Genomic DNA, 18,594 nt, shown 5'->3' with positions numbered 1-18,594 from the left:
TGCCTCATCTCCACGACAGCGGCGCACCGCCGCACGAACCCTGCATGTCGAACTCTCTTCGGCCGACCGCCTGCTCTGAAGCCCCTTGTCCGTTCATCGAACAGCGAGTGCCGGACGGTGACAGGGCGAGGCGGTCGGCTCTTCGGGGGCGTCAGACCGGCGGCATGCGCTTGGCCTGGTGCAGGTGGGCCAGGCGCCAGCCCTCCCCGGTCTCCTCCCACACGCGGGTCACCGTCTCCTGGACCGGGAACGGCGGGAGGTTCTCGTCGAAGACGATGTGCATCTCCTGGAGGCATGTAGTGATCGCGGTTTTGCCGCGCACCGTGATGCCGAGCCCCTCGGCCTTCGCGAAGACGTGACGGCGGCGGGTCCAGGTGAAGTGGGCGAACGTCTCCCGGTCGTCGATCTTCCCGACCGGGCCGTGGATGGCCTGGCTGTCCTCGAGCATGAGGGCGGTCATGGCTTCCTCACCCTCGGTGAGCGCCGCGAGCCAGGCGGCCTCCGCCTGCTCGATCGCCTGGACGGTGGTGGATGTGGGGGATGTCGTGGTCATAGGTCCAGCTCCAGAATCGGTGAGAGTGCGCGCGACGAGCACGTGGTGAACATGCCCTCGGCGCGCTCACGGTCGGTCAGGATGTCGTCGCGGTGGTCGGGCTCTCCGGCGAGTACGCGCACGATGCACTCGCCGCAGATCCCCTGCCGGCAGGAGTAGGGGGCGTCGACGCCGCTCGCGAGCAGGACGTCGAGGACGCTCTCGCCTTCCTCGATCTCGTACTCGCCGCCGGTCTTGGCGAGCCGCACCGTGAAGTTCCCGCCCGCCTTGTGCGCCTCGGCGCTCTCCACCGGCGCGAAGCGTTCCTTGTGGATGGCTTCGGCGAGCCAGCCCGCGCCGAGGGCCGAGGAGATCACGTAGTCCATGAAGCCCCCGGGCCCGCAGACGTATAGCGCCGTGTCGGGGTCGGGCGGGCCGAGGTCGGCGGCGATGCTCAGTCGCTGGTCGTCCGGGCCGTCGTCGAAGTGGAGCCGGACGCGGGGGTCGCGTTCCAGCTCGTCCAGGAACGCCGCGTCCGCGCGGCTTCGGGCGCAGTAGTGCAACTCGTACTCGGCGCCCGTGACGTGGAGCGCGTGCGCCATGGCGAGCAGGGGAGTGACGCCGATACCGCCGGCCACCAGCAGATGGCGACGAGCCCGGTCCGAGACTCCGAACCTGTTGCGCGGACGGGAGATCCGCAGCCTGTCACCCGCGCGGAGTCGGTGCATCCCGAGTGAGCCGCCACGCGACGCCGTCTCGGCCAGCACGGCCAGCCGGTACCGGGTGCGATCGTACGGCGGCCCGCACAGGGAGTACTGGCGGACCAGCCCGGCGGCGCTGTCCACGAGTACGTCGACATGGGCGCCCGCGGCGAACTCCGGGAGGTGGGCGCCCTCGGGACTGATCAGGTCGACCACCATGATCCGGGCCGTCGCGTCGTACCGGGCGACCACGATGGTGTCGAGCCACTCGTTGCTCATGCTGCTCGCTCAGATTCCCGCGGTGGCAGAGACGTCGGCGGTCTCGCCCGCCGGGCGTTTGCCGATGGTGAACAGGCCGGACTGGGTGTGGTGGACCTCCGACGCGTCACGGATGATGTTGATCGGGTCGCGCCCGGCCTCGACGTCGTCGGCCATCGTCAGAAGCATCCGACGCAGCATGACGACGCCGCGGTCTCCGGTGGCCAGGGTCTCCTCGGAGTCCAGGGTGATCGCTCCCTGCGAGCCCTGGGCCTCCGTGTCGCCGGGGAACCGGTGACGTTCCTCGTCGGTCAGCTCGTGGTTCTGCTTGCCGTTCTGCGTGATGCCGATGACGAAGCGGACCATGCGCTCGGGATCGTTGGTGCGGATGGAGAAGAAGAGCCGGTGGCTGGTGTCGTCGGAGGGCACGACCCACAGCAACTGGTCCGGCCGCGCGTCGGGGGTCACCTTCACGTAGTCGGGCAGGCCGAAGACGTTGGGAAGCTGCTGCTCGACCGCGAAGCCGTACTCCGTGACCTCGCCGTCCTCACCCTCGATCTCGAACCGTTGGGTGTACATCACGCCGTGGTCGGTGCGCTCGTACGTCAGGCGCTCGGCGATGGTGGCCGGGTCGAAGAAGTTCTCGGGGTAGCCGAAGGTGCCGGTGCCCAGCATCTGGTAGCCGCTGTGCGTGGAGTGCAGCCAGGTGACGTGGGTCGGGTCGGCGGAGTTCTCGTAGATGTTGAGCCAGCTGAAGTCGGCCGGCATGCCGAGGACCGCGGCGTGGGGAACCGGCCAGCTCGCGAAGTACTTCTCATCCTCCGCGGGGTCCTCCAGCGCGTCGTAGCGGGGGAGTTCGGGCTTGAGCTCGGGCGGGCCCATGTAGACGAAGACCAGGCCGTAGCGCTCCGCCACGGGATACCAGGGCTGACGGGCGGCGTCGCGCCTGCGGCCCAGGGCCGGCTCGCAGGCCTGCTCGATGCAGCGGCCCCGCACGTCGAACTTCCAGCCGTGGTAGCAGCAGCGGATGCCGTCGTCCTCGACGCGGCCGTAGAAGAGGCTGGCGCCGCGGTGGGTGCAGCGCTCGATCACGACACCGGGGTTGCCCTGCCCGTCCCGGAACACGACCAGGTCCTCGCCCAGCACACGGGTCTTCTGCGGCAGGGCACCGGCGACGAGCGCTTCCGAGCTGGCGATCGGGTGCCAGTAGCGGCGCAGCGCCTCGCCCATGGGCGTGCCGGGCCCGACCTCGCGCAGGCGGGCGTTGTACGAGGGCTTCGGGCGGCCGTAGCCCGTGCCGGTGTCGGTCTCTGAAGTGGTGGTCATCGTTCTGTCTCCCGTGCGGCTCGGGCGCACAGCCGGTGTCCCGTGCAGGGCTGTGGGGGATCCCCTGCGAGGGCACCGTGATGTGCGCCCCTCGAATAGGATTGTGGATTCACATTCGCATTTGGCTGCGGGTGCGTCAAGGGTCACGGTCAGGTGCCGCTCGATCGGGGGGCGGTCAGTCGGTACGCCGTCCCGGCCGGCAGTCGGTCGAGCATGGTGTCGACGGCATGCGCCGGTCGCGGGTCGGCCTTGGTCGCGCCGTTGTTCACGGCCCGGCGGCGCCAGTTGCGACTTCCGGAGCGGATGCCGGCTCCGTATACGCTGGGGCGGATGACTACCGAACCGTCGCTCGATCTGCCGCCGGCGCAGCAGGCGCGCAGCCGGCTCACCCAGCAGCGGATCCTGGAAGCGGGCACGGCCCTTCTCGAAGAGGGCGGCACCGAGGCGCTCACTGTCGCGGCCGTCGCCTCTCGGGCGGGCGTCTCCGTGGGGAGCGTCTATCGGCGGTTCGGCGACAAGGACCGACTGACCGCGGCGCTGCAGCACGCCATGATCGACCAGTTTCGCGCCGACATCATCCGCCGTTTCGCTCCGCTGCGCGCGGATCCGGCCGCGATGGTCGCCTCGGCGGTCGCCGGGCTCACGGAGACGTTTGAAACGCACGCGCGCCTGATGCGCGTCTTCATCACCGCGGGCACCACGGATCCCGCGGTGGCCCGAGTGGGGTCCGAGGCCAGCATCGACGCCGGCCGGGTCTTCCGGCAGTTTCTGGAGCCGGTCCTGCCGGCGATGGCCGGTGCGCCGGAGCCGGAGCTGCGCCTGGATGTCGTCTTCCGCTTGGTCTACGGGGCGTGCATGAACCGTGTGCTGCACGGTGAACTCTTCGAGTCCGAGCGGCCGCTGACGTGGCGTCAACTCACCGAGGAGCTGGTGAACATCGCCTGCCCGTACCTCCTCGGTGTGCCGGGGCAGTGAGCTCCTGACCCCGGAATGTGAATGTGATCCCCCCTTCACATTCATGCCGGGGCGGCGACATACTGAGCGGACTCCACGAAAGACGGCCGGTAGGTCGTTCGGTCGACAAGGGAAGGATCCGCTCCATGCGAGAGCCGCTCAGCTACGAGATCGCACACGGCGCCGCACTCGCCGCTCTGGAAGCAGGAAGGGCCGAGGGGCACAAGGTGTGCGCTGTCGTGGTCAACCGCAGTGGCGTGACCAAGGTCCTTCTCAGTGACGACGGCGTCGGCCTTCTCGGTGTGGAGACCGCGCGGCGCAAGGCGTACACCTCGGCCGTGAGCGGTGTCCCGACGGCCAGGTTCGCGGTCTTCGCCGCGTCCTCCCAGATGCAGGTGGCGCCTCCCCACCTGGTCGATTCCAACCTGCTGCCGGTCGCCGGCGGCGTTCCGATCGTGACGGCCGACGGAGAGGTCATCGGCGCCATCGGGGTGGGCGGGGCGGACGACACCAGCGACGACCGCATCGCCCGACGGGCTCGCGATTCCGTCGCGAAGATTGTTGCGTAGGCCCCCTTCCTGGTAAGTCACGTGGCGGCGTGGGGCGTTGCTGGAGTACCACCGCCCCTGGTTCTCAGATCGCCGCCCGGATGAGCCCCACGGTGCGTGCCAGATGTGGCTCGGAGCGGTCGGCGCGGTGGGCGACGGCCAGTTCCACACGTGCGTCGACCCCGGTCAGCGGCAGGTAGGCGACGCCGTCGAGTGTGAGAGCGGTCACCGGTTCCGGTACGACCGCGACGCCGAGGCCGCCGGCCACCAGCGTGACCAGCGTCGAGGTCTCGCCGACCTCGTGGCGGATGCGCGGCTCGATGCCGGCGTCGTGCAGAAGGCCCAGGACGACGCCGTACATCACCGAGCGGCGGTCGGCGGAGTGCACGATCAGGTCGGCGCCGGCGAGGTCCGCGGCGCGGAGCCGTTTCCGGCGGGCGAGGGAGTGGTCGGCCGGTACGGCGACGACGAGCTTGTCTCGGCGCAGGGTGCGCACGGTGAGGGAGAGGTCGGCCGCCACAGGGCGCAGCAGTGCGACGTCGATCGCGCCGGTGCGCAGCGCCTCGACCTGGTCGGGCGCGAGCATCTCGCCGCGGAAGGAGAAGTCGATGCCGGGGAGTTCCTCCGACAGTCGCCGCGACAGGGCGGGCAGGAGGCTGTACGTCGCTGAGCCCACGCACCCGATCGCGAGGTGTCCCACCGTGCCGGCGGCGACGCGCCGTGTGTGGTGGGCGGCCTCGTCGACGTCGGCGAGGATCGCGCGCGCCCGCTCCAGGTAGGCCCGCCCGGCCTCGGTGAGGTCGACGCGACGTGTGGTGCGGTGGAGCAGCTCGACGCCGAGCTCGGCCTCCAGCTGGCGGATCTGCGTGGACAGCGGCGGCTGGGCCATGTGGAGCCGCTCGGCGGCGCGACCGAAATGGCGTTCCTCGGCCACCGCCACGAAGTATCGGAGGTGACGCAGATCCATATGTCGTCCATATCAATCAGTTCGTATATGAGTACTTCAGGATATCGTGGCCTGGGCTTAGCGTCGCTGCCATGAGTGCTTTCCTCTACGCCGCGACGCGCACGCCGTTCGGACGCTTCGACGGCGCGCTGGCGGGCGTCCGCCCCGACGACCTCGCCGCCGCCGCGATCGCCTCGACGCTCACCAGGGTGCCGGGCCTCGACCCCGCCGCGATAGACGACGTGGTGTGGGGCAACGCCAACGGCGCCGGCGAGGAGAACCGCAACGTCGGCCGTATGGTGGCGCTGCTCGCCGGGCTTCCGGTGAGCGTGCCCGGCACCACGGTCAATCGGCTGTGCGGCTCGAGCCTCGACGCGGCGATGATCGCCAGCCGGACCATCGAGTCCGGCGATGCCGAGGTCGTGCTGACCGGTGGCGTCGAGTCGATGACCCGGGCGCCGTGGGTGCTGCCCAAGCCGGCGAAACCGTTCCCGGCCGGCGACGTCACCGCGGTCTCGACCACGCTCGGCTGGCGGCTGGTCAACCCGCGGATGCCGAGGGAGTGGACGGTCAGCCTCGGCGAGGCCAACGAGCAGCTCCAGGAACGGTTCGGAATCTCCCGCGAGCGTCAGGACCAGTTCGCCGCCCGCTCCCACCAACTCGCCCACGCAGCTTGGGAGTCGGGCTTCTACGACGACCTGGTGGCGCCGGTGGAAGGCGTCGAGCTGACCCGCGACGAGGGCATCCGGGCCGGATCCACCCCGGAGGTACTGGCGGGGCTGCGGCCGGTCTTCCGCACACCGGAGCAGGGCGGCACCATCACCGCGGGCAACGCCAGCCCGCTCAACGACGGTGCCTCCGCGGTGCTGCTGGGCAGCGAGAAGGCCACGGACACGATCGGGGCCGACCCGATCGCCCGCATCGCCGGCCGCGGCGTGATGGCGCTGGAGCCGCAGGCCTTCGGCTACGCCCCGGTCGAGGCCGCGAACCGTGCGCTGGCCCGGGCCGGGATCGGCTGGGACCAGGTGGGCGCGGTCGAGCTCAACGAGGCCTTCGCCGTGCAGTCGCTCGCCTGCCTGGACTCGTGGAAGGTCGATCCCGCCATCGTCAACCAGAAGGGCGGCGCCATCGCGATCGGCCACCCACTGGGTGCCTCGGGCGGTCGCGTCCTCGCCACGCTGGCCAAGGTGCTGCGCGAGACGGGGCAGCGCTACGGCGTCGCCGCGATCTGCATCGGCGTCGGTCAGGGCCTGGCAGTCGTACTCGAGAACTGCGACGTCACGGAGCCGGTCCGATGAGCCGGGCGGAGATCGTCGAGAGCGCCGACGCCGCTGTCGTCGGGATCGAGGACGGGTCCACTGTCCTCATCGGCGGCTTCGGGTTGGCCGGGATGCCGTTCGACCTGATCGACGCGCTCATCCGGCAGGGTGCGAAGGACCTCACGATCGTGTCCAACAACGCCGGCAACGGCGACGTCGGACTGGCCGCGCTGCTGGCCGCCGGCCGGGTGCGCAAGGTGCTCTGCTCCTTCCCCCGTCAGGCCGACTCCTGGGTCTTCGACGGCCTCTACCGCGCGGGGAAGATCGAGCTGGAGGTCGTGCCGCAGGGCAACCTCGCCGAGCGGATGCGCGCGGCCGGTGCCGGCATCGGCGCCTTCTACTGCCCGACCGCGGTCGGCACGCCGCTGGCCGAGGGCAAGGAGGAGCGGGAGATCGACGGCCGGACGTACCTGCTGGAGTACCCGATCAAGGGCGACTACGCGCTGATCGCCGCGCATGCCGCGGACACGCTGGGCAACCTCGTCTACCGCAAGACGGCCCGCAACTTCGGACCGGTCATGGCCACGGCCGCGACGACGACCATCGTCCAGGTCGGCCAGGTCGTCGAACCAGGGATGCTCGACCCCGAGGCCGTTGTCACCCCGTCCGTCTACGTCGACCGGGTCGTCCAGGTGAAGACCCGTCACTACACCGTTCAGGGGGCACGATGACCACGACCTGCTCCGGGGCACCGACGGGCGCCGACCACCGGCTCTCGATGGACGAACTGGCCGCCGTCATCGCACGCGACATCCCGGCCGGCGCCTTCGTCAACCTCGGGATCGGGCAGCCCACCAGGATCGCCGACCATCTGCCGGCCGGCTCCGGGGTGGTGCTGCACACCGAGAACGGCATGCTCAACATGGGTCCGAAGGCCGAGGGCGACGCGGTCGACCCCGACCTGACCAACGCCGGCAAGGTCCCGGTGACCGAGTTGCCGGGCGCGGCGTACTTCCACCACGCCGACTCCTTCGCGATGATGCGTGGCGGGCACCTCGATGTCTGCGTTCTCGGGGCGTACCAGGCCGCTTTCAACGGTGATCTCGCCAACTGGCACACCGGTAGGCCCAACGACATCCCCGCCGTGGGCGGCGCCATGGACCTCGCCATCGGCGCCAAGGAGGTCTACGTGATGATGACGCTCTTCACCCGCTCCGGCGAGCCGAAGCTCGTACCGCAGTGCACCTACCCCCTCACCGGCATCGGCTGCGTCAGCCGCGTCTACACGGACTGCGGCGTGTTCGACGTCGGCCCCGACGGCGTACGGATCCGGGAGACGTACGGCGTCAGCGCCCACGAGCTCGCGGAGCGACTCGGCATCACGCTGTCTTAACACTGCAACGGTGCTTGCCGTGACTGCCGTCCAGCTCGGTTGGTGGAGTGATTATGGGTGTCGAGTGGGACGCCGACGAGGTCACGGACGACGTCCGCGCCCATGTGGTGGAACACCTCGGCGACCGGGATGCCGTGCTGACCGTCGATGACACCGGCTTATTGAATAAGGGTGCCCGGTCGTCCTGGACGGACGACCGGGAACGCTGCCGACGGGCGAACATCGGGCTGCCGAAGTGCTGAAGGTTGGCCTGACCGTGCGCCAGGTGACGTTCCGGCTCGGCGACTCCCTCATGCCGCCGGCCGGGTCATCAGCCCCGAACTCGCCGACAACCAGGCCCTCGGGGCCATGATCGGATGCACCGGCCAGGCACTCCTCGAGCACACGGTCAACGACCACCGCGACGGCCGGATCGTCAACGCCAATCTCGCCGACTACCTCGTGCCGGTCAACGCCGACATTCCCGCGGACCTGAAGGCGATCTTCATCGACGGGGAGGACTACGAGGCCGACCCGATCGGCGTCAAGGGGCTCGGTGAGATCGTCATCGTCGGAGTGGCGCCCGCCATCGCCAACGCGGTCTTCAACGCCACCGGCCGCCGGATCCGGGAACTGCCCATCACCCCCGAAGCCCTGCTCTGAACGCTCGGGTGGGTCGGTCCACCCGCTCGAGCAATCCGTCTCCTGGTGTGAACGCCGGCGCGGCACGCCGGGGCGCGGCTGCGCGCGCAGGGCACGCCGCCCCGGCTCGTGCGGCTGTGGCCTCACCAGGGCAGCGTGCCGGCGGTGTCGAAGTAGCCGCCGGTCGGGCCGTCGGGGCCCACCTGCGCCATGCGCACGATGATCTCGGCGGCTTCCTCGACGGACTGCATGCCCGTGTGGCCGTTGAGGTCCGTCTTCGCGAAACCGGGTGCCACGGCGTTGATCCGCATGGCCGGGAACGCCTTCGCGTAGTGCGCGGTGAGCATGTTGACCGTGGCCTTGGAGGCCGCGTAGGTCATACCCGGGTAGTGGTGGGCCGGGTGCTCCGGGTTGGAGACGTAGCCGATCGAGCCGAGGCCGCTGCTGAGGTTGACCACGACCGGCGCGGCGGAGCGTCGCAACAGCGGGAGGAAGGCGTGGGTGACGCGGACGACGCCCAGGACGTTCGTGTCGAAGACGGCCCGCACCTGGTCGGCGGTGACGTCCGCGGCGCCGGGCACGCTGTTGTCCTCGCCCCGGACCTCGATGCCGGCGTTGTTGACCAGCACGTCGAGCCCGCCGTCGGCCTCGACGGTCTTCGCGGCGGCCTGGACGGAGGCGTCGTCGGTGACGTCGATCTGGACGAACCGGGCGCCCAGCTCGTCGGCGGCGCGGCGGCCGCGCTCCGCGTCCCGGGCTCCGACGTAGACGGTGTGGCCTGCGGCGATGAGACGGCGGGCGGTCTCGAAGCCCAGTCCCTTGTTGGCTCCGGTGATCAGTGTTCTTGTCATGCGTCCACACTGCTGCCCGGGCGGGCGGACAGCCAGGAGACCCTTCTTCCTGGGACTGCCAGTACCAGGTACGCACCCGGCCGACGGTGTTCACTGGGGGCATGACCGCGACGGAACTCGGGCAGGCACTGCGGCGCTGGCGGGACAGGATCTCCCACGACACGGTCGGGCTGCCGGTCGGCGGACAGCGGCGTGCGGCGGGGCTGCGGCGCGAGGAACTGGCCCTGCTGGCCGGGATCTCGGTCGACTACGTCACCCGCCTCGAACAGGGCCGGGCGGCCAACCCCTCCGGTCAGGTCGTCGAGGCCCTGGCGCGGGCGCTGCGGCTCACGGGAGACGAGCGGGCGTATCTGTTCGGGCTGGCCGGGCTGGTGCTCCCGGGGCCCGAGGTGGTGCCGTCGTACATCCCGCCCGGCGTCCTGCGGCTGCTGGACCGGCTGGTGGACACCCCGGTCGCGGTCACCGACGCCGCCTTGACGCTGCTGATGGCCAACCCGATGTACCAGGCGCTGATGGGCGACATGTCCGGCGCCCGCGGCTTTGAGCGCAACGGGGCGTGGGGCGTATTCATGGGGTCGCCCACCCGGGCCCGGCACACGCAGGAGGGGCAGCGCGCCTTGGAGATCGGTATGGTCTCCGAACTGCGTGCCGCCGCCGCCAAGTATCCCGCCGACCGTCAACTACGGCTGCTGATCGCCGAGTTGCGCGCAGGCAGCAAGCGGTTCGCCGAGCTGTGGGAGGCGGGTGTCGTGGGCAGCCTGGAGCTCGCGGGCAAGACGGTCGAGCACCCGCAGGTGGGCCTGCTGACGCTGGACTGCAACGTGCTCCGGGTGGACGGCAGCGGCCTGCGCATCCTCGGCTACTCGGCCGAGCCGGGCACCGAGTCCGCCGAGAAGCTGAAGTTGCTGTCGGTGATCGGCATGCAGAGCCTGGCGGAGTAGGGCCTTCTGAGCTTGGCGTTCATCTCGTCGAGCTGCGCCAGGATCGGACAGCCGCTGATGGTCGGCCCTGGTCCCGCTGGGTGGCCCGCACCACTCGCACGGGCCGCCGATCACCTCGACGGCGGCATTCGAGCGGTGCTCTCCGCGGCGGACCGACGGCCCCGATGCCTCAGCTCTCCAGGACGAAGATCGGCTTGTGGCCGGCCCGGTCGGAGGTCAGCACGCCGGGGATCTCGTCCCAGCCGTAGATTCCGCTGGTGACCAGCTCGGGGTGGAGCGTGCCCGCCGCCACCGCGTCCAGGGTCGGCGTCATGTTCGGCCGCGCGTGCCCCTTGCCGTTGTGGAAGTGGACTCCGCGCTGGTAGAGCGCGAGCAGGGGGAGCTGGACCTCGTCGAAGTAGATGCCGACGCTGTTGACGTGTCCCTCGGGCACGACCGACAGCAGCGCCTTGCGCAGCCGCTCGGGGTTGCAGCTGGCGTCCACGGCCAGGTGGAAGTCCTTCTCCCGCTTGCCGTTGACGTCGTGGACCTCGGCGCCGAGTTGCTGGGCGACCTTCATCCTGACCGGGTCGTCGTCGTAGTAGACGGTGCGGGCGCCGGCGCAGTGGACCGCGACGTCGACGCAGTACAGGCCGATGGAGCCGGTTCCGCCGAAGACCGCGATCTTCGGGTCGGAGATCCCGGCGACGGTCGGCATCACCGTCTCCCAGCCGAGCGCGAGATTGTCGCCGATCGAGGCCAGGTGCACGGGGTCGACCCCGGCGGGCAGCTTGGCGAGGTTGAAGTCCGCATAGGGAACGCGGATGAGTTCGTCGAAGGTCCCGCCCCAGGCCCCGTTCACCGGAAGGCCGTACTGGGCGTCGCCGTGGACGAGACATCGAGCGGTGTGCCCGAGCTCGCACTGCGCGCAGGTGCCGCACGCGATGTGCCACGCGACCCCGACGACGTCGCCGACCGCGACGTCCGTGCAGTCGGGGCCGACCTCGACCACGGTGCCCACGCACTCGTGGCCGAGCGGGAACGGGCCGAATCCGGAGAACGGGGTCTTGCCGCCGATGACATGGTGGTCGAGATCGCAGGTCGTGGCCGCGAGCGGGCGCACGAGCGCGTCCGTGCCCTCGACGATCCTGGGGGCGTCGACCTCGTCGAAGCGCAGCTGTCCGGGCGCGACGAACATCAGGCTCTTCATGGGAAAGCTCCTCGGTTTCGTGGGGTCCCGGGCCGGGCCGACCGGTGTCGCCCGTCGGCCCGGCCCCGTGGTCTGTCAGACGGCGCCGGCGTCCGGGTCGCCGGCGGGGACGGCGTCCAGGAAGACCATGTCCGGCGGTCCGGCCAGTGCCTGTGCCAGGGCGGCGCCGACCTCCCGCATCGCGGCACCCTTCATGTGCGCGCCCAGTGCGTCCTGCGAGGCCCACTTCTCGATCATGACGAACTCGCCGGTGGTTCCCGCCTTGCGGTGCAGCGCGTAGCGCAGGCATCCGGATTCGGCGTGCACCGCGGGCAGCGCCGCCGTCAACGTCTTCTCGACCAGCTCTTCCTGGCCCGGCTTGGCGACCATCGTCGCCACCAGGACCACCGGCTCGGGCCCGGCCGTCACCGTCGGCAACAGCCCGTGCTCGGAGTCCAGATCAGCGGGCGAAACGCCGAACTCGGACAACAGCGCCGCCCCGTCGCCACCAAGGTCGTCGATCAGACGATCGATGCCGCGGATCGCAGCAGCCCGGATCTCCATCTGCATACGTCAACCATCCTCGTCGGCGACACGGCGCGGTCTCCACGAATCCAGCCCGGTCGCGCCTCTCTGTCACGCTTCTTCCGGCAGGCCGGGAAACAGTGCGCGGACGCGGTCGGGGTCGGGCGCGATGAAGACACCGTCCGCCGTGACCAGGTCTGTCGAAGGGGCCGCCTCGGTGGTGATCGCTCCGGTCACGAAGATCTTGCGGTTGTCCGTGCCGGTGACGCGTCCGAGGATGCGCAGTGGTGTCTCCAGCGGGATGGGCTGGTGGTAGCGCATCTGGAGGGAGACGGTGAGGCCGGGAGTTCCAGCGGCGGTGCAGGCTTGGCCCATGAGTTCGTCCAGGAGCATGGCGCTCATGCCGCCGTGGCCGTAGCCGGGCGGGCCTTCGTGGGCGATGCCCAGCGTGCAGTGACCGATCAGGCCGTCGTCGGTGGGCGTGATGCTCACGGGCGGGGCCAGCGGGCTGCCCGCCCCGACGACAGGGCTGTACATCCGCGGACCCCCGGGGAAGCCGTCCACTTCGGGGATCTCCGTTCGTGCGCGCTGTCGCCCGGTCAGTTGGCCGGTGACATGACGGACGCCGTCCGCCACGCGGTGCAGAGTGTCGGGCGAGGCGACGGTGCGGACCGTGGCTTCCACCAGGGCGCGCAGTTCGTGCCCCAGGCGAGTGATGGCCGCCCTCTGGCGCTCCAGGTGCTCGGGTCCCGCTGCTGGGGGCGGCTCGGTCAGGGGGGTGTGCATAGAGTTTCTCCGTGTGGGGGGGGGCGAGGTCCGGGTGGCGCGGTCAGCCATCGGCCCGGACGAAGCCGGGCTTGAGACGCTCTTCGTTCGGTTTCGGCGGCGCAGCAGGCCTATGACAGTCGCCACAGAAGACGATGACGGTAGACTATGACAGTTGTTATAGTCCAGGGATCGGAAGGGGGTCGCGGGTGACCAAGTCCAGTCCGTCAGCGCGTGAGCGGATCGTGGCCGGTGCGGCCGACATGATCAGTCGGCGTGGCCTGAACGCGACGAGCATCCGCGAGACGGCCAAGCACGCCAGGGCTCCGCTCGGGTCGACGTACCACTACTTCCCCGAGGGCAAGCAGCAGTTGGTCACCGAGGCAGTGCGCTACACGGGCGAGTGGACCGCGCGCAGCCTGCGCAAGGAATTGCAGGCGGGTCCGGTCGCCGGTCTGCAAGCCTTCCTTGCTCTGTGGCGCAAGATCGTCGTCGACAGTGACTTCCGGGCCGGCTGCCCCGTCCTCGCGGTCTCCATCGAGGAACCGGCCGCCGGCGAGACGTCCGCCGTGCTGGCAGCGGCTGCCGATGTCTTCGCCACATGGGAGGGACTGCTCGCCGACTCCTTGCGTGAGCACGGCGCCGAGCCTGAGCGGGCGGCGGACCTCGCCACGCTCATCGTCGCGGCCGTCGAGGGAACCGTGGCCATGTGCCGTGCCAAGCGCAGCACCCAGCCCCTCGATCGCACCGCCGAGCAGTTGCGGGCGCTCATCCTTGCCGCGGTCGAGGACTGAGTCCGGATCGCGCTCGGCAACTCGGGCTTCAGGTGCCCAGCGCGGCACGGACCGCCTTGACCCGCTCCTCCGTGAACACTCCGCTCTGAAGCAGTGGCAGGATCGACAGTACGCCGCCGGACGAACCCCAGCTGCCCTCGTCGATCACACGGAAGTTGACCCACCAGGCCGGCGCCGGCTTCTCCAGCCCGCAGGCCGCCGCCAGTGCGGCCAGTACGCGTTCGATCACCTCGGCCCGCACCTCCGGCTGCCAGGCGGCGTCCATGACCGCGAGGTCGATCACCATCACGTCGAGTTCCGGGCCGACGTCCGCCAGCAGTCGGCCGTCGATGGCCATCATGTCCCGCTCGCGCTCGACGAAATGCACCTGGAACCCGGGCCGGGCGGCCGGAGCGAACTGGCCCACCTCGGGCACCAGTACCGCGTCCGTCAGTGTCTCGGCCAGCTCACGGCGCTGCTCCAGGCTCAGGCGCCCCTTGGGTGTGTTCACGGTGATGATGGTCACGACATCCTCCTATGACAGTCGTTATGGGCGGCAGACTACACACCCTTATAACAACTGTCATATCCGGTCGGCTCCCGGGCGCGGTCCAGGACACGCCACGGATCAGAGGGCGCCTCGTGAAGGGCGGCCCGGGCGACGTGCTGATCGGGCCGCGTAAGGGGAGTGGCGCACCGTCCCGAACTGGGCGGCCGCCGCGAGGTGATGGCAAGGCGTCAGTCGGTGATCACGGGGCTGCGCTGGATCCATTCGCTGCCGTGTACCGCCTCGTGCAGGAAGGCGGCCACGTCCGCACGGCTGATCGTCGGGTTGCCCTTCATCGGCAGGTGGTCCCCCGCGCTGTATGCGCCCTTGGCGGGGCCGTGGGTCAGCCGGGTCGGGTAGACCACGGTCCAGTCGAGCCCGCTGGAGCGGATGCGCTCGTCGGCGATCTCCTTGTCGGCGTAGATCGACCGCAGCAGCGTGCGGTAGATCGCCTTCTGGGCGGTGCTCGACTCGTCGAAGGTGTAGCCGACGCCGAACGACGACAGCCACACCAGTCGGGGGACGCCCACTTCCTTGGCGGCACCGATCACGGCCGCCGAGGCGCGCGTGAAGAGGCCGTCGGCGCGCACCGAGTTGCCCCTGCCGAGGGCGGAGACGATCGCGTCGTGACCGACCGCGGCGGCGGCGATGTCGCGGTGTGATGTGGCGTCTCCGGTGGCCACCGTGACCTTGTCGGCCAGGTCACCGAGAGCCGCCGGGTTGCGTACGAAGGTGGTGACCGAGTCGTCGGAGCGCAGGGCCAGGTCGACGAGATGGCGACCGGTGGGACCAGTAGCGCCGAGGATGAGCAGTTTCATGGCAAGGGAATCTTCCGTGAGCGTGTGGGGCGGGGTGCGCGTACGCCTGTCGTGTCAGCGGTCGCATGTGTGCCGCGAAGGCGGAGCCGAAACGGATGGCTGTCCGCTACCCGGAAGGTAGCGGACGGCTGTCCGGTTAGCAAGGCCGGTTCCCGGCATGGCCCGAGCGCGGACGCCGGGCGGTGAGCCCACGGAGACTGGTGCGGGGGGCGCGGCGCGAAGAGGCCGAGCTGGACGTGTTCACCGAGCGGATGCGGAGCGGCAGGCGACAGGGCGGGGAAGTCGCACGGACTCCGCCGACCGCCTCCGCCTCTCGCCGCTGCCGCGGCCCCGGCTGTCCTCAGTGCCGCCCCGGCGCTCCCGCGCGCAGGCCGTCCATGATGAGGTCCAGCAGCCGGGTGGTCTTGGCGTGCCAGTCTCCGCGGATGTCGATCTGCCAGATGCCCGCGATGGCGAGGAGGAAGTCGTCGGCGGTCACCCCCGGGCGGATGGTGCCGGCCTCGTGGTTGGCGTTGAGCAGGGATTCGATCGATCCGACCACCAGCGCGTATCCCGACGACTCCGGGCCTCCCGTCGTGCCGGCGGCCTGACGTAGTGCGTCGGCCAGCCCGGTCTTGGCCATGATGAAGCGGGCGAGGCGGTCCATCCATGTACGCAGGGCCTGGTCGGGCTCCTTTGTCCTCAGCAGTTCGTCAGCACTGTCGGTGAGTTGCTGCACCTCGTGGCGGTACACCTCGAGGACGAGCGCTTCGCGATTGGGGAAGTTGCGGTAGAGCGTGCCCTGTCCGACGCCCGCCTTCTTGGCGATCGTGATCAGCGGGACGTCCGGGGAGCGCGACAGTTCGACCAGCGCCACCTCCAGGATGCGCTCCCGGTTGCGCTGCGCGTCCGACCGCTGAGGCCCGTCAGTCCTCGATTCCACATGCCCTCCTCCCGGGCTTGCATCCGAAGCCCTTGCCTAACCGGACACCAGTCCGCTACGTTCGGCGTGCCGGACTGCTGTCCGTTTGCGTTCCACCATAGAGGGCGAAATCGTTCGGCGTCATTGGCCGGTGGCGTGGGCCACCGGTGTCCGTCCCCCGTATCCCGCCTGCTCACGACCCGGGCCTTGCCCCGTCTTCGGACACGCCTCCTGATTCGTCCTCCTGCCCGATCGTTCCCCACACGTTCCGGATCTGTGACGGAAGGCCGACCCCGGACCACGGGCCAACAGCCGGGCACAACTCTGGAGACAAGCATGAACACCCTCGTGCTCCGCCGCGGTGTCACCTTCCCCAGCGCGGGCATCCTTGCCGCGGCCGCGCTGACCGCATGCACTACAGCCTCCGCCAGCCCCGGCACCCCGCTGCCGGCACCGGCACGCGCACTCGCTGCGGCCATCCCGCACGGCGTACGAGCAAACCAGGAAGTGGTCAACAAGCGCATCGCGATCGCGTTCCTGGACCTCGCCATCAACCACAGGAAGCCCCGGGAGGCCGCCGACCGGTACCTGGGCGCCCCCTACATTCAGCACAACCCCCAGGTCGCGCGGACCGCGACCCGCGGCCCGGCGTGCGTCGGGAGGGGCGCTGGCTGCTGGGCACCGGCACCGCGGCGGCCACCTACCATGTGGCGGCCGCACCGTCCACGTGCGCGGTGACGGCGGAAGCCGACGGCGGCTTCACCGTGCGCATCGCCGCCTCCGACATCGGAACCGGGGCGCGGACCGCACTCACCCAGATCGCCGCCGACGCGCTCCAGGTGGCGCCGGACCAGGTCCGGGTCCGCATCGGGGACAGCGACTTCGGCCCGGCCGCACTCGGTGCCGGCTCGATGGGCACCCGCTCTGGGCCTGGGCCATCAAGGCGGCCTCCGGGGAACTGCTGGAGCGACTCCACCCGGGCGCCACCATCCCGCCGGAAGGCATCACCGTACGGTCCGACACCACCGCGGCCGTCGTCGCCGTCGCACAGCAGGAGCCGAAGGAGCGGCACACCTTCGGGGCACAGTTCGCCGAGGTCGCTGTCGACCCAGTCACCGGCGAGGTCCGGGTGCGGCGCATGCTCGGCGTCTTCGCGGCCGGCCGGATCGTCAACCCACTGACCGCACGGGGTCAGTTCACCGGCGCCATGACCTGGGGCATCTCCATGGCCCTGCACGAGGAAGCCGTGCGGGACGAGGCCACCGGTGGCCTGGTCGGTGCCGATTTCGCGGGCTCATCGCCGCGCACGCCGACGTCCCCGCCATCGAGGCGTACTGGGTGGACGATCCCGACCCCGACGACCCGGTCGGGATCAAGGGCATCGGCGAGATCGGCAACGTGGGCGCCGCGGCGGCCATCGCCAACGCGGTCTGGCACGCCACCGGCGTACGCCACCGCCACCTGCCGATCCGGCCCGACCGGGTGTTGCTGGCGGGTGGGCCAAGTGCTTGACGTCGCTGAGTCGTTGCGCCGTTGGGGCGAAGAAGCCCGGAACTCCGAAAAGGTCCTGGCCGACGGTCCCCCGGAGCTGGACCGGGGAGCGGCAGCCGAGGCACCGACCACGCCCCGCACTGGTTCGGGTGCCTCGGCAGGTTCCTGGGCCACCACGTGACGGCATGCGTCGCCCGCCGGGCCAGACCGGCGCCAAGCCGCACCACATGGCCACAACTTGTTCCCACATGACAGCCCGGAAACCCGATGAAGAAGGCAGAAGAGGATGAACGAAACCACCATGCCCGCCACCGCAGCCGCATCCGACGCGCACACCGACTACGAAACTGGGAAGCTCGGACTTGGAGCACCGGCGTCTCATGCTGCAGGCGCGGATCCTGCGTCCCTCGACGGATCGCTTCCTGCGCCTGGGCGGTCTGAGGCCCGGCATGTCAGTCCTGGACCTCGGTTCGGGGATGGGCGATGTCTCCATGCCGGCCGCCGAGATCGTGGGGCCGAGCGGCCGGGTCCTGGGCATCGACCGCGACTCGGCGACCACGGAGAAGGCCCGCCGCAGGGCAATGAACGAAGGCTACGACGGAAGCCTCGACTTCGCGGTCACCGACCTCGACCACTTCGACACCACTGAGCGCTTCGACGCCGTGGTGGGCCGCTACGTCCTGCTGTACCAGAAGGACCCCGCCGCCACGCTTCGCCGGTTCGCCCGCTTCCTGCGGTCTGGCGGGATCATGGTGTTCCACGAGTTCGACTTCGTCGTGCAGAACCCCACGTGGCCGCCGTGCCCGCTGTGGGACGACAGCTACCGGCTGCTGACCGAGGTGTACCACGCAGTCGGAACGCCGCCTGACTTCGGGCCCCGACTGAACCGCACCTTTCTCGACGCCGGACTGCCCAGCCCGACGGTCGAGTGCCAGGGCCCGGTCGCGGCGGGCGAGGACTCGCCGCTCTTCCCGTGGCTGGCGTACTCGCTGCGTGTCCTCGAACCGGCGCTGGCGAAGGCCGGCCTGTCCCTGCCCGCGGGCCTCGTCGCCGACGACACCCTGCCGGACCAGTTGGCGAAGGCCGTACTGGAACAGGGCAGTCAGGTTCTGGGGGCGTTGCAGTACGGCGCCTGGACCCGAGTTCCGTGAGGCGTGGGCGGTAGGCACAGGGCCGAAGGCGGAGACCTATGGCCGCCTCCGGTGCAGACGGAGAGCGGCCCGCTGTCACCCGGGCCCGGCCTCGCGGTGTTCGCCTGCTGCATCGTCGTACTCCT

At 70.3% G+C, this 18,594-nt stretch carries 19 protein-coding genes and 3 pseudogenes; 11 read left to right on the top strand and 11 right to left on the bottom strand.

The annotated features are described in order from the left end of the window. Positions 1–151: 151 nt before the first annotated feature. Genes AB0959_RS46560 through AB0959_RS46550 form a run of 3 tightly spaced genes read right to left on the bottom strand, consistent with a single transcriptional unit; the run spans position 152 to position 2,817 of the window. Entirely contained in the window at positions 152–553 is a 402-nt protein-coding gene (locus AB0959_RS46560) for a nuclear transport factor 2 family protein (protein WP_366832995.1), read from the bottom strand. Next, the gene (locus AB0959_RS46555; protein ID WP_366832994.1) at positions 550–1,512 is read right to left on the bottom strand and encodes a PDR/VanB family oxidoreductase; all 963 of its coding nucleotides are present in this window, start codon (positions 1,510–1,512) and stop codon (positions 550–552) included. The genes AB0959_RS46560 and AB0959_RS46555 overlap by 4 nt, the downstream gene beginning before the upstream one ends. 9 nt (positions 1,513–1,521) lie before the next feature. After that, a complete protein-coding gene (locus tag AB0959_RS46550; protein WP_366832993.1) occupies positions 1,522–2,817 on the bottom strand; it encodes a Rieske 2Fe-2S domain-containing protein in 1,296 nt (431 codons plus the stop codon). A 330-nt stretch (positions 2,818–3,147) separates the two neighbouring features. Here AB0959_RS46550 and AB0959_RS46545 point away from each other — a divergent pair, with 330 nt between their 5' ends. Both AB0959_RS46545 and AB0959_RS46540 read left to right on the top strand, forming a co-directional pair. Then, on the top strand, positions 3,148–3,792 hold the full coding sequence (locus AB0959_RS46545) for a TetR/AcrR family transcriptional regulator (RefSeq protein ID WP_366832991.1): 645 nt from the start codon (positions 3,148–3,150) through the stop codon (positions 3,790–3,792). A 125-nt stretch (positions 3,793–3,917) separates the two neighbouring features. Continuing rightward, a complete protein-coding gene (locus AB0959_RS46540) occupies positions 3,918–4,340 on the top strand; it encodes a heme-binding protein (protein ID WP_366832990.1) in 423 nt (140 codons plus the stop codon). 64 nt (positions 4,341–4,404) lie between these two features. Here the strand turns inward: AB0959_RS46540 and AB0959_RS46535 are convergent, their stop codons facing one another. Further along, the gene (locus tag AB0959_RS46535; protein ID WP_366832989.1) at positions 4,405–5,286 is read right to left on the bottom strand and encodes a LysR substrate-binding domain-containing protein; all 882 of its coding nucleotides are present in this window, start codon (positions 5,284–5,286) and stop codon (positions 4,405–4,407) included. A 71-nt stretch (positions 5,287–5,357) separates the two neighbouring features. Between AB0959_RS46535 and AB0959_RS46530 the strand changes: the two genes are divergently transcribed. The 5 genes and pseudogenes from AB0959_RS46530 to AB0959_RS46510 form a co-directional block, all read left to right on the top strand. Next, complete coding sequence (locus AB0959_RS46530) at positions 5,358–6,563, top strand: thiolase family protein (RefSeq protein WP_366832988.1); 1,206 nt, start codon at positions 5,358–5,360, stop codon at positions 6,561–6,563. After that, a complete protein-coding gene (locus AB0959_RS46525) occupies positions 6,560–7,255 on the top strand; it encodes a 3-oxoacid CoA-transferase subunit A (RefSeq protein WP_366832987.1) in 696 nt (231 codons plus the stop codon). Before AB0959_RS46530 ends, AB0959_RS46525 begins: the two co-directional genes overlap by 4 nt. Continuing rightward, positions 7,252–7,917 carry a 3-oxoacid CoA-transferase subunit B gene (locus AB0959_RS46520; protein ID WP_366832986.1) on the top strand — a complete coding sequence of 222 codons (666 nt, stop codon included), beginning with the start codon at positions 7,252–7,254 and terminating at the stop codon, positions 7,915–7,917. Before AB0959_RS46525 ends, AB0959_RS46520 begins: the two co-directional genes overlap by 4 nt. Before the next feature lie 62 nt (positions 7,918–7,979). Beyond that, positions 7,980–8,141: pseudogene (locus tag AB0959_RS46515) on the top strand (IS701 family transposase); the annotation flags it as partial. A 55-nt stretch (positions 8,142–8,196) separates the two neighbouring features. After that, positions 8,197–8,559 (top strand): annotated as a pseudogene (locus tag AB0959_RS46510) (molybdopterin cofactor-binding domain-containing protein); the annotation flags it as partial. A gap of 122 nt (positions 8,560–8,681) precedes the next feature. Here the strand turns inward: AB0959_RS46510 and AB0959_RS46505 are convergent. Then, positions 8,682–9,389, bottom strand: a complete 708-nt coding sequence (locus AB0959_RS46505; protein WP_366832985.1) for an SDR family NAD(P)-dependent oxidoreductase — start codon at positions 9,387–9,389, stop codon at positions 8,682–8,684. Between the two features lie 101 nt (positions 9,390–9,490). On the opposite strand from AB0959_RS46505, the gene AB0959_RS46500 reads away from it, so the two are divergent. After that, a complete protein-coding gene (locus tag AB0959_RS46500; protein WP_366832984.1) occupies positions 9,491–10,330 on the top strand; it encodes a helix-turn-helix transcriptional regulator in 840 nt (279 codons plus the stop codon). Positions 10,331–10,499: 169 nt separating this feature from the next. On the opposite strand, the gene AB0959_RS46495 is transcribed toward AB0959_RS46500, so the two are convergent. The 3 genes from AB0959_RS46495 to AB0959_RS46485 all read right to left on the bottom strand — a co-directional run bounded on the left by AB0959_RS46495 (position 10,500) and on the right by AB0959_RS46485 (position 12,809). Then, entirely contained in the window at positions 10,500–11,519 is a 1,020-nt protein-coding gene (locus AB0959_RS46495; RefSeq protein ID WP_366832983.1) for an alcohol dehydrogenase catalytic domain-containing protein, read from the bottom strand. Positions 11,520–11,594: 75 nt separating this feature from the next. Continuing rightward, positions 11,595–12,068 (bottom strand): antibiotic biosynthesis monooxygenase family protein, encoded by a 474-nt coding sequence (locus tag AB0959_RS46490; protein ID WP_366832982.1) that lies wholly within the window; start codon positions 12,066–12,068, stop codon positions 11,595–11,597. 66 nt (positions 12,069–12,134) lie between these two features. Beyond that, the gene (locus tag AB0959_RS46485) at positions 12,135–12,809 is read right to left on the bottom strand and encodes a PaaI family thioesterase (RefSeq protein ID WP_366832981.1); all 675 of its coding nucleotides are present in this window, start codon (positions 12,807–12,809) and stop codon (positions 12,135–12,137) included. A 188-nt stretch (positions 12,810–12,997) separates the two neighbouring features. Between AB0959_RS46485 and AB0959_RS46480 the strand changes: the two genes are divergently transcribed. Continuing rightward, positions 12,998–13,582, top strand: coding sequence for a TetR/AcrR family transcriptional regulator (locus AB0959_RS46480; RefSeq protein WP_366832980.1), 585 nt, complete (start codon positions 12,998–13,000; stop codon positions 13,580–13,582). 28 nt (positions 13,583–13,610) lie between these two features. Here AB0959_RS46480 and AB0959_RS46475 read toward each other — a convergent pair whose 3' ends face one another. The 3 genes from AB0959_RS46475 to AB0959_RS46465 form a co-directional block, all read right to left on the bottom strand. Next, a complete protein-coding gene (locus tag AB0959_RS46475) occupies positions 13,611–14,087 on the bottom strand; it encodes a tautomerase enzyme (RefSeq protein ID WP_366832978.1) in 477 nt (158 codons plus the stop codon). 212 nt (positions 14,088–14,299) lie between these two features. Then, a complete protein-coding gene (locus tag AB0959_RS46470) occupies positions 14,300–14,926 on the bottom strand; it encodes an NAD(P)-binding oxidoreductase (RefSeq protein ID WP_366832976.1) in 627 nt (208 codons plus the stop codon). A gap of 340 nt (positions 14,927–15,266) precedes the next feature. After that, positions 15,267–15,848: a TetR/AcrR family transcriptional regulator gene (locus AB0959_RS46465; protein WP_366832975.1), complete on the bottom strand. Its 582-nt coding sequence runs from the start codon at positions 15,846–15,848 to the stop codon at positions 15,267–15,269. Positions 15,849–16,435: 587 nt separating this feature from the next. On the opposite strand from AB0959_RS46465, the pseudogene AB0959_RS46460 reads away from it, so the two are divergent. Continuing rightward, positions 16,436–17,339: pseudogene (locus tag AB0959_RS46460) on the top strand (molybdopterin cofactor-binding domain-containing protein); the annotation flags it as partial. Between the two features lie 359 nt (positions 17,340–17,698). Further along, positions 17,699–18,469, top strand: coding sequence for a class I SAM-dependent methyltransferase (locus AB0959_RS46455; RefSeq protein ID WP_366832974.1), 771 nt, complete (start codon positions 17,699–17,701; stop codon positions 18,467–18,469). The last annotated feature ends 125 nt before the right edge of the window (positions 18,470–18,594 follow it).

This window comes from Streptomyces sp. NPDC046862 (assembly GCF_040704615.1).
In the GTDB taxonomy this organism is placed as follows: domain Bacteria; phylum Actinomycetota; class Actinomycetes; order Streptomycetales; family Streptomycetaceae; genus Streptomyces.
This window is presented reverse-complemented; position numbering and strand designations above follow the sequence as displayed.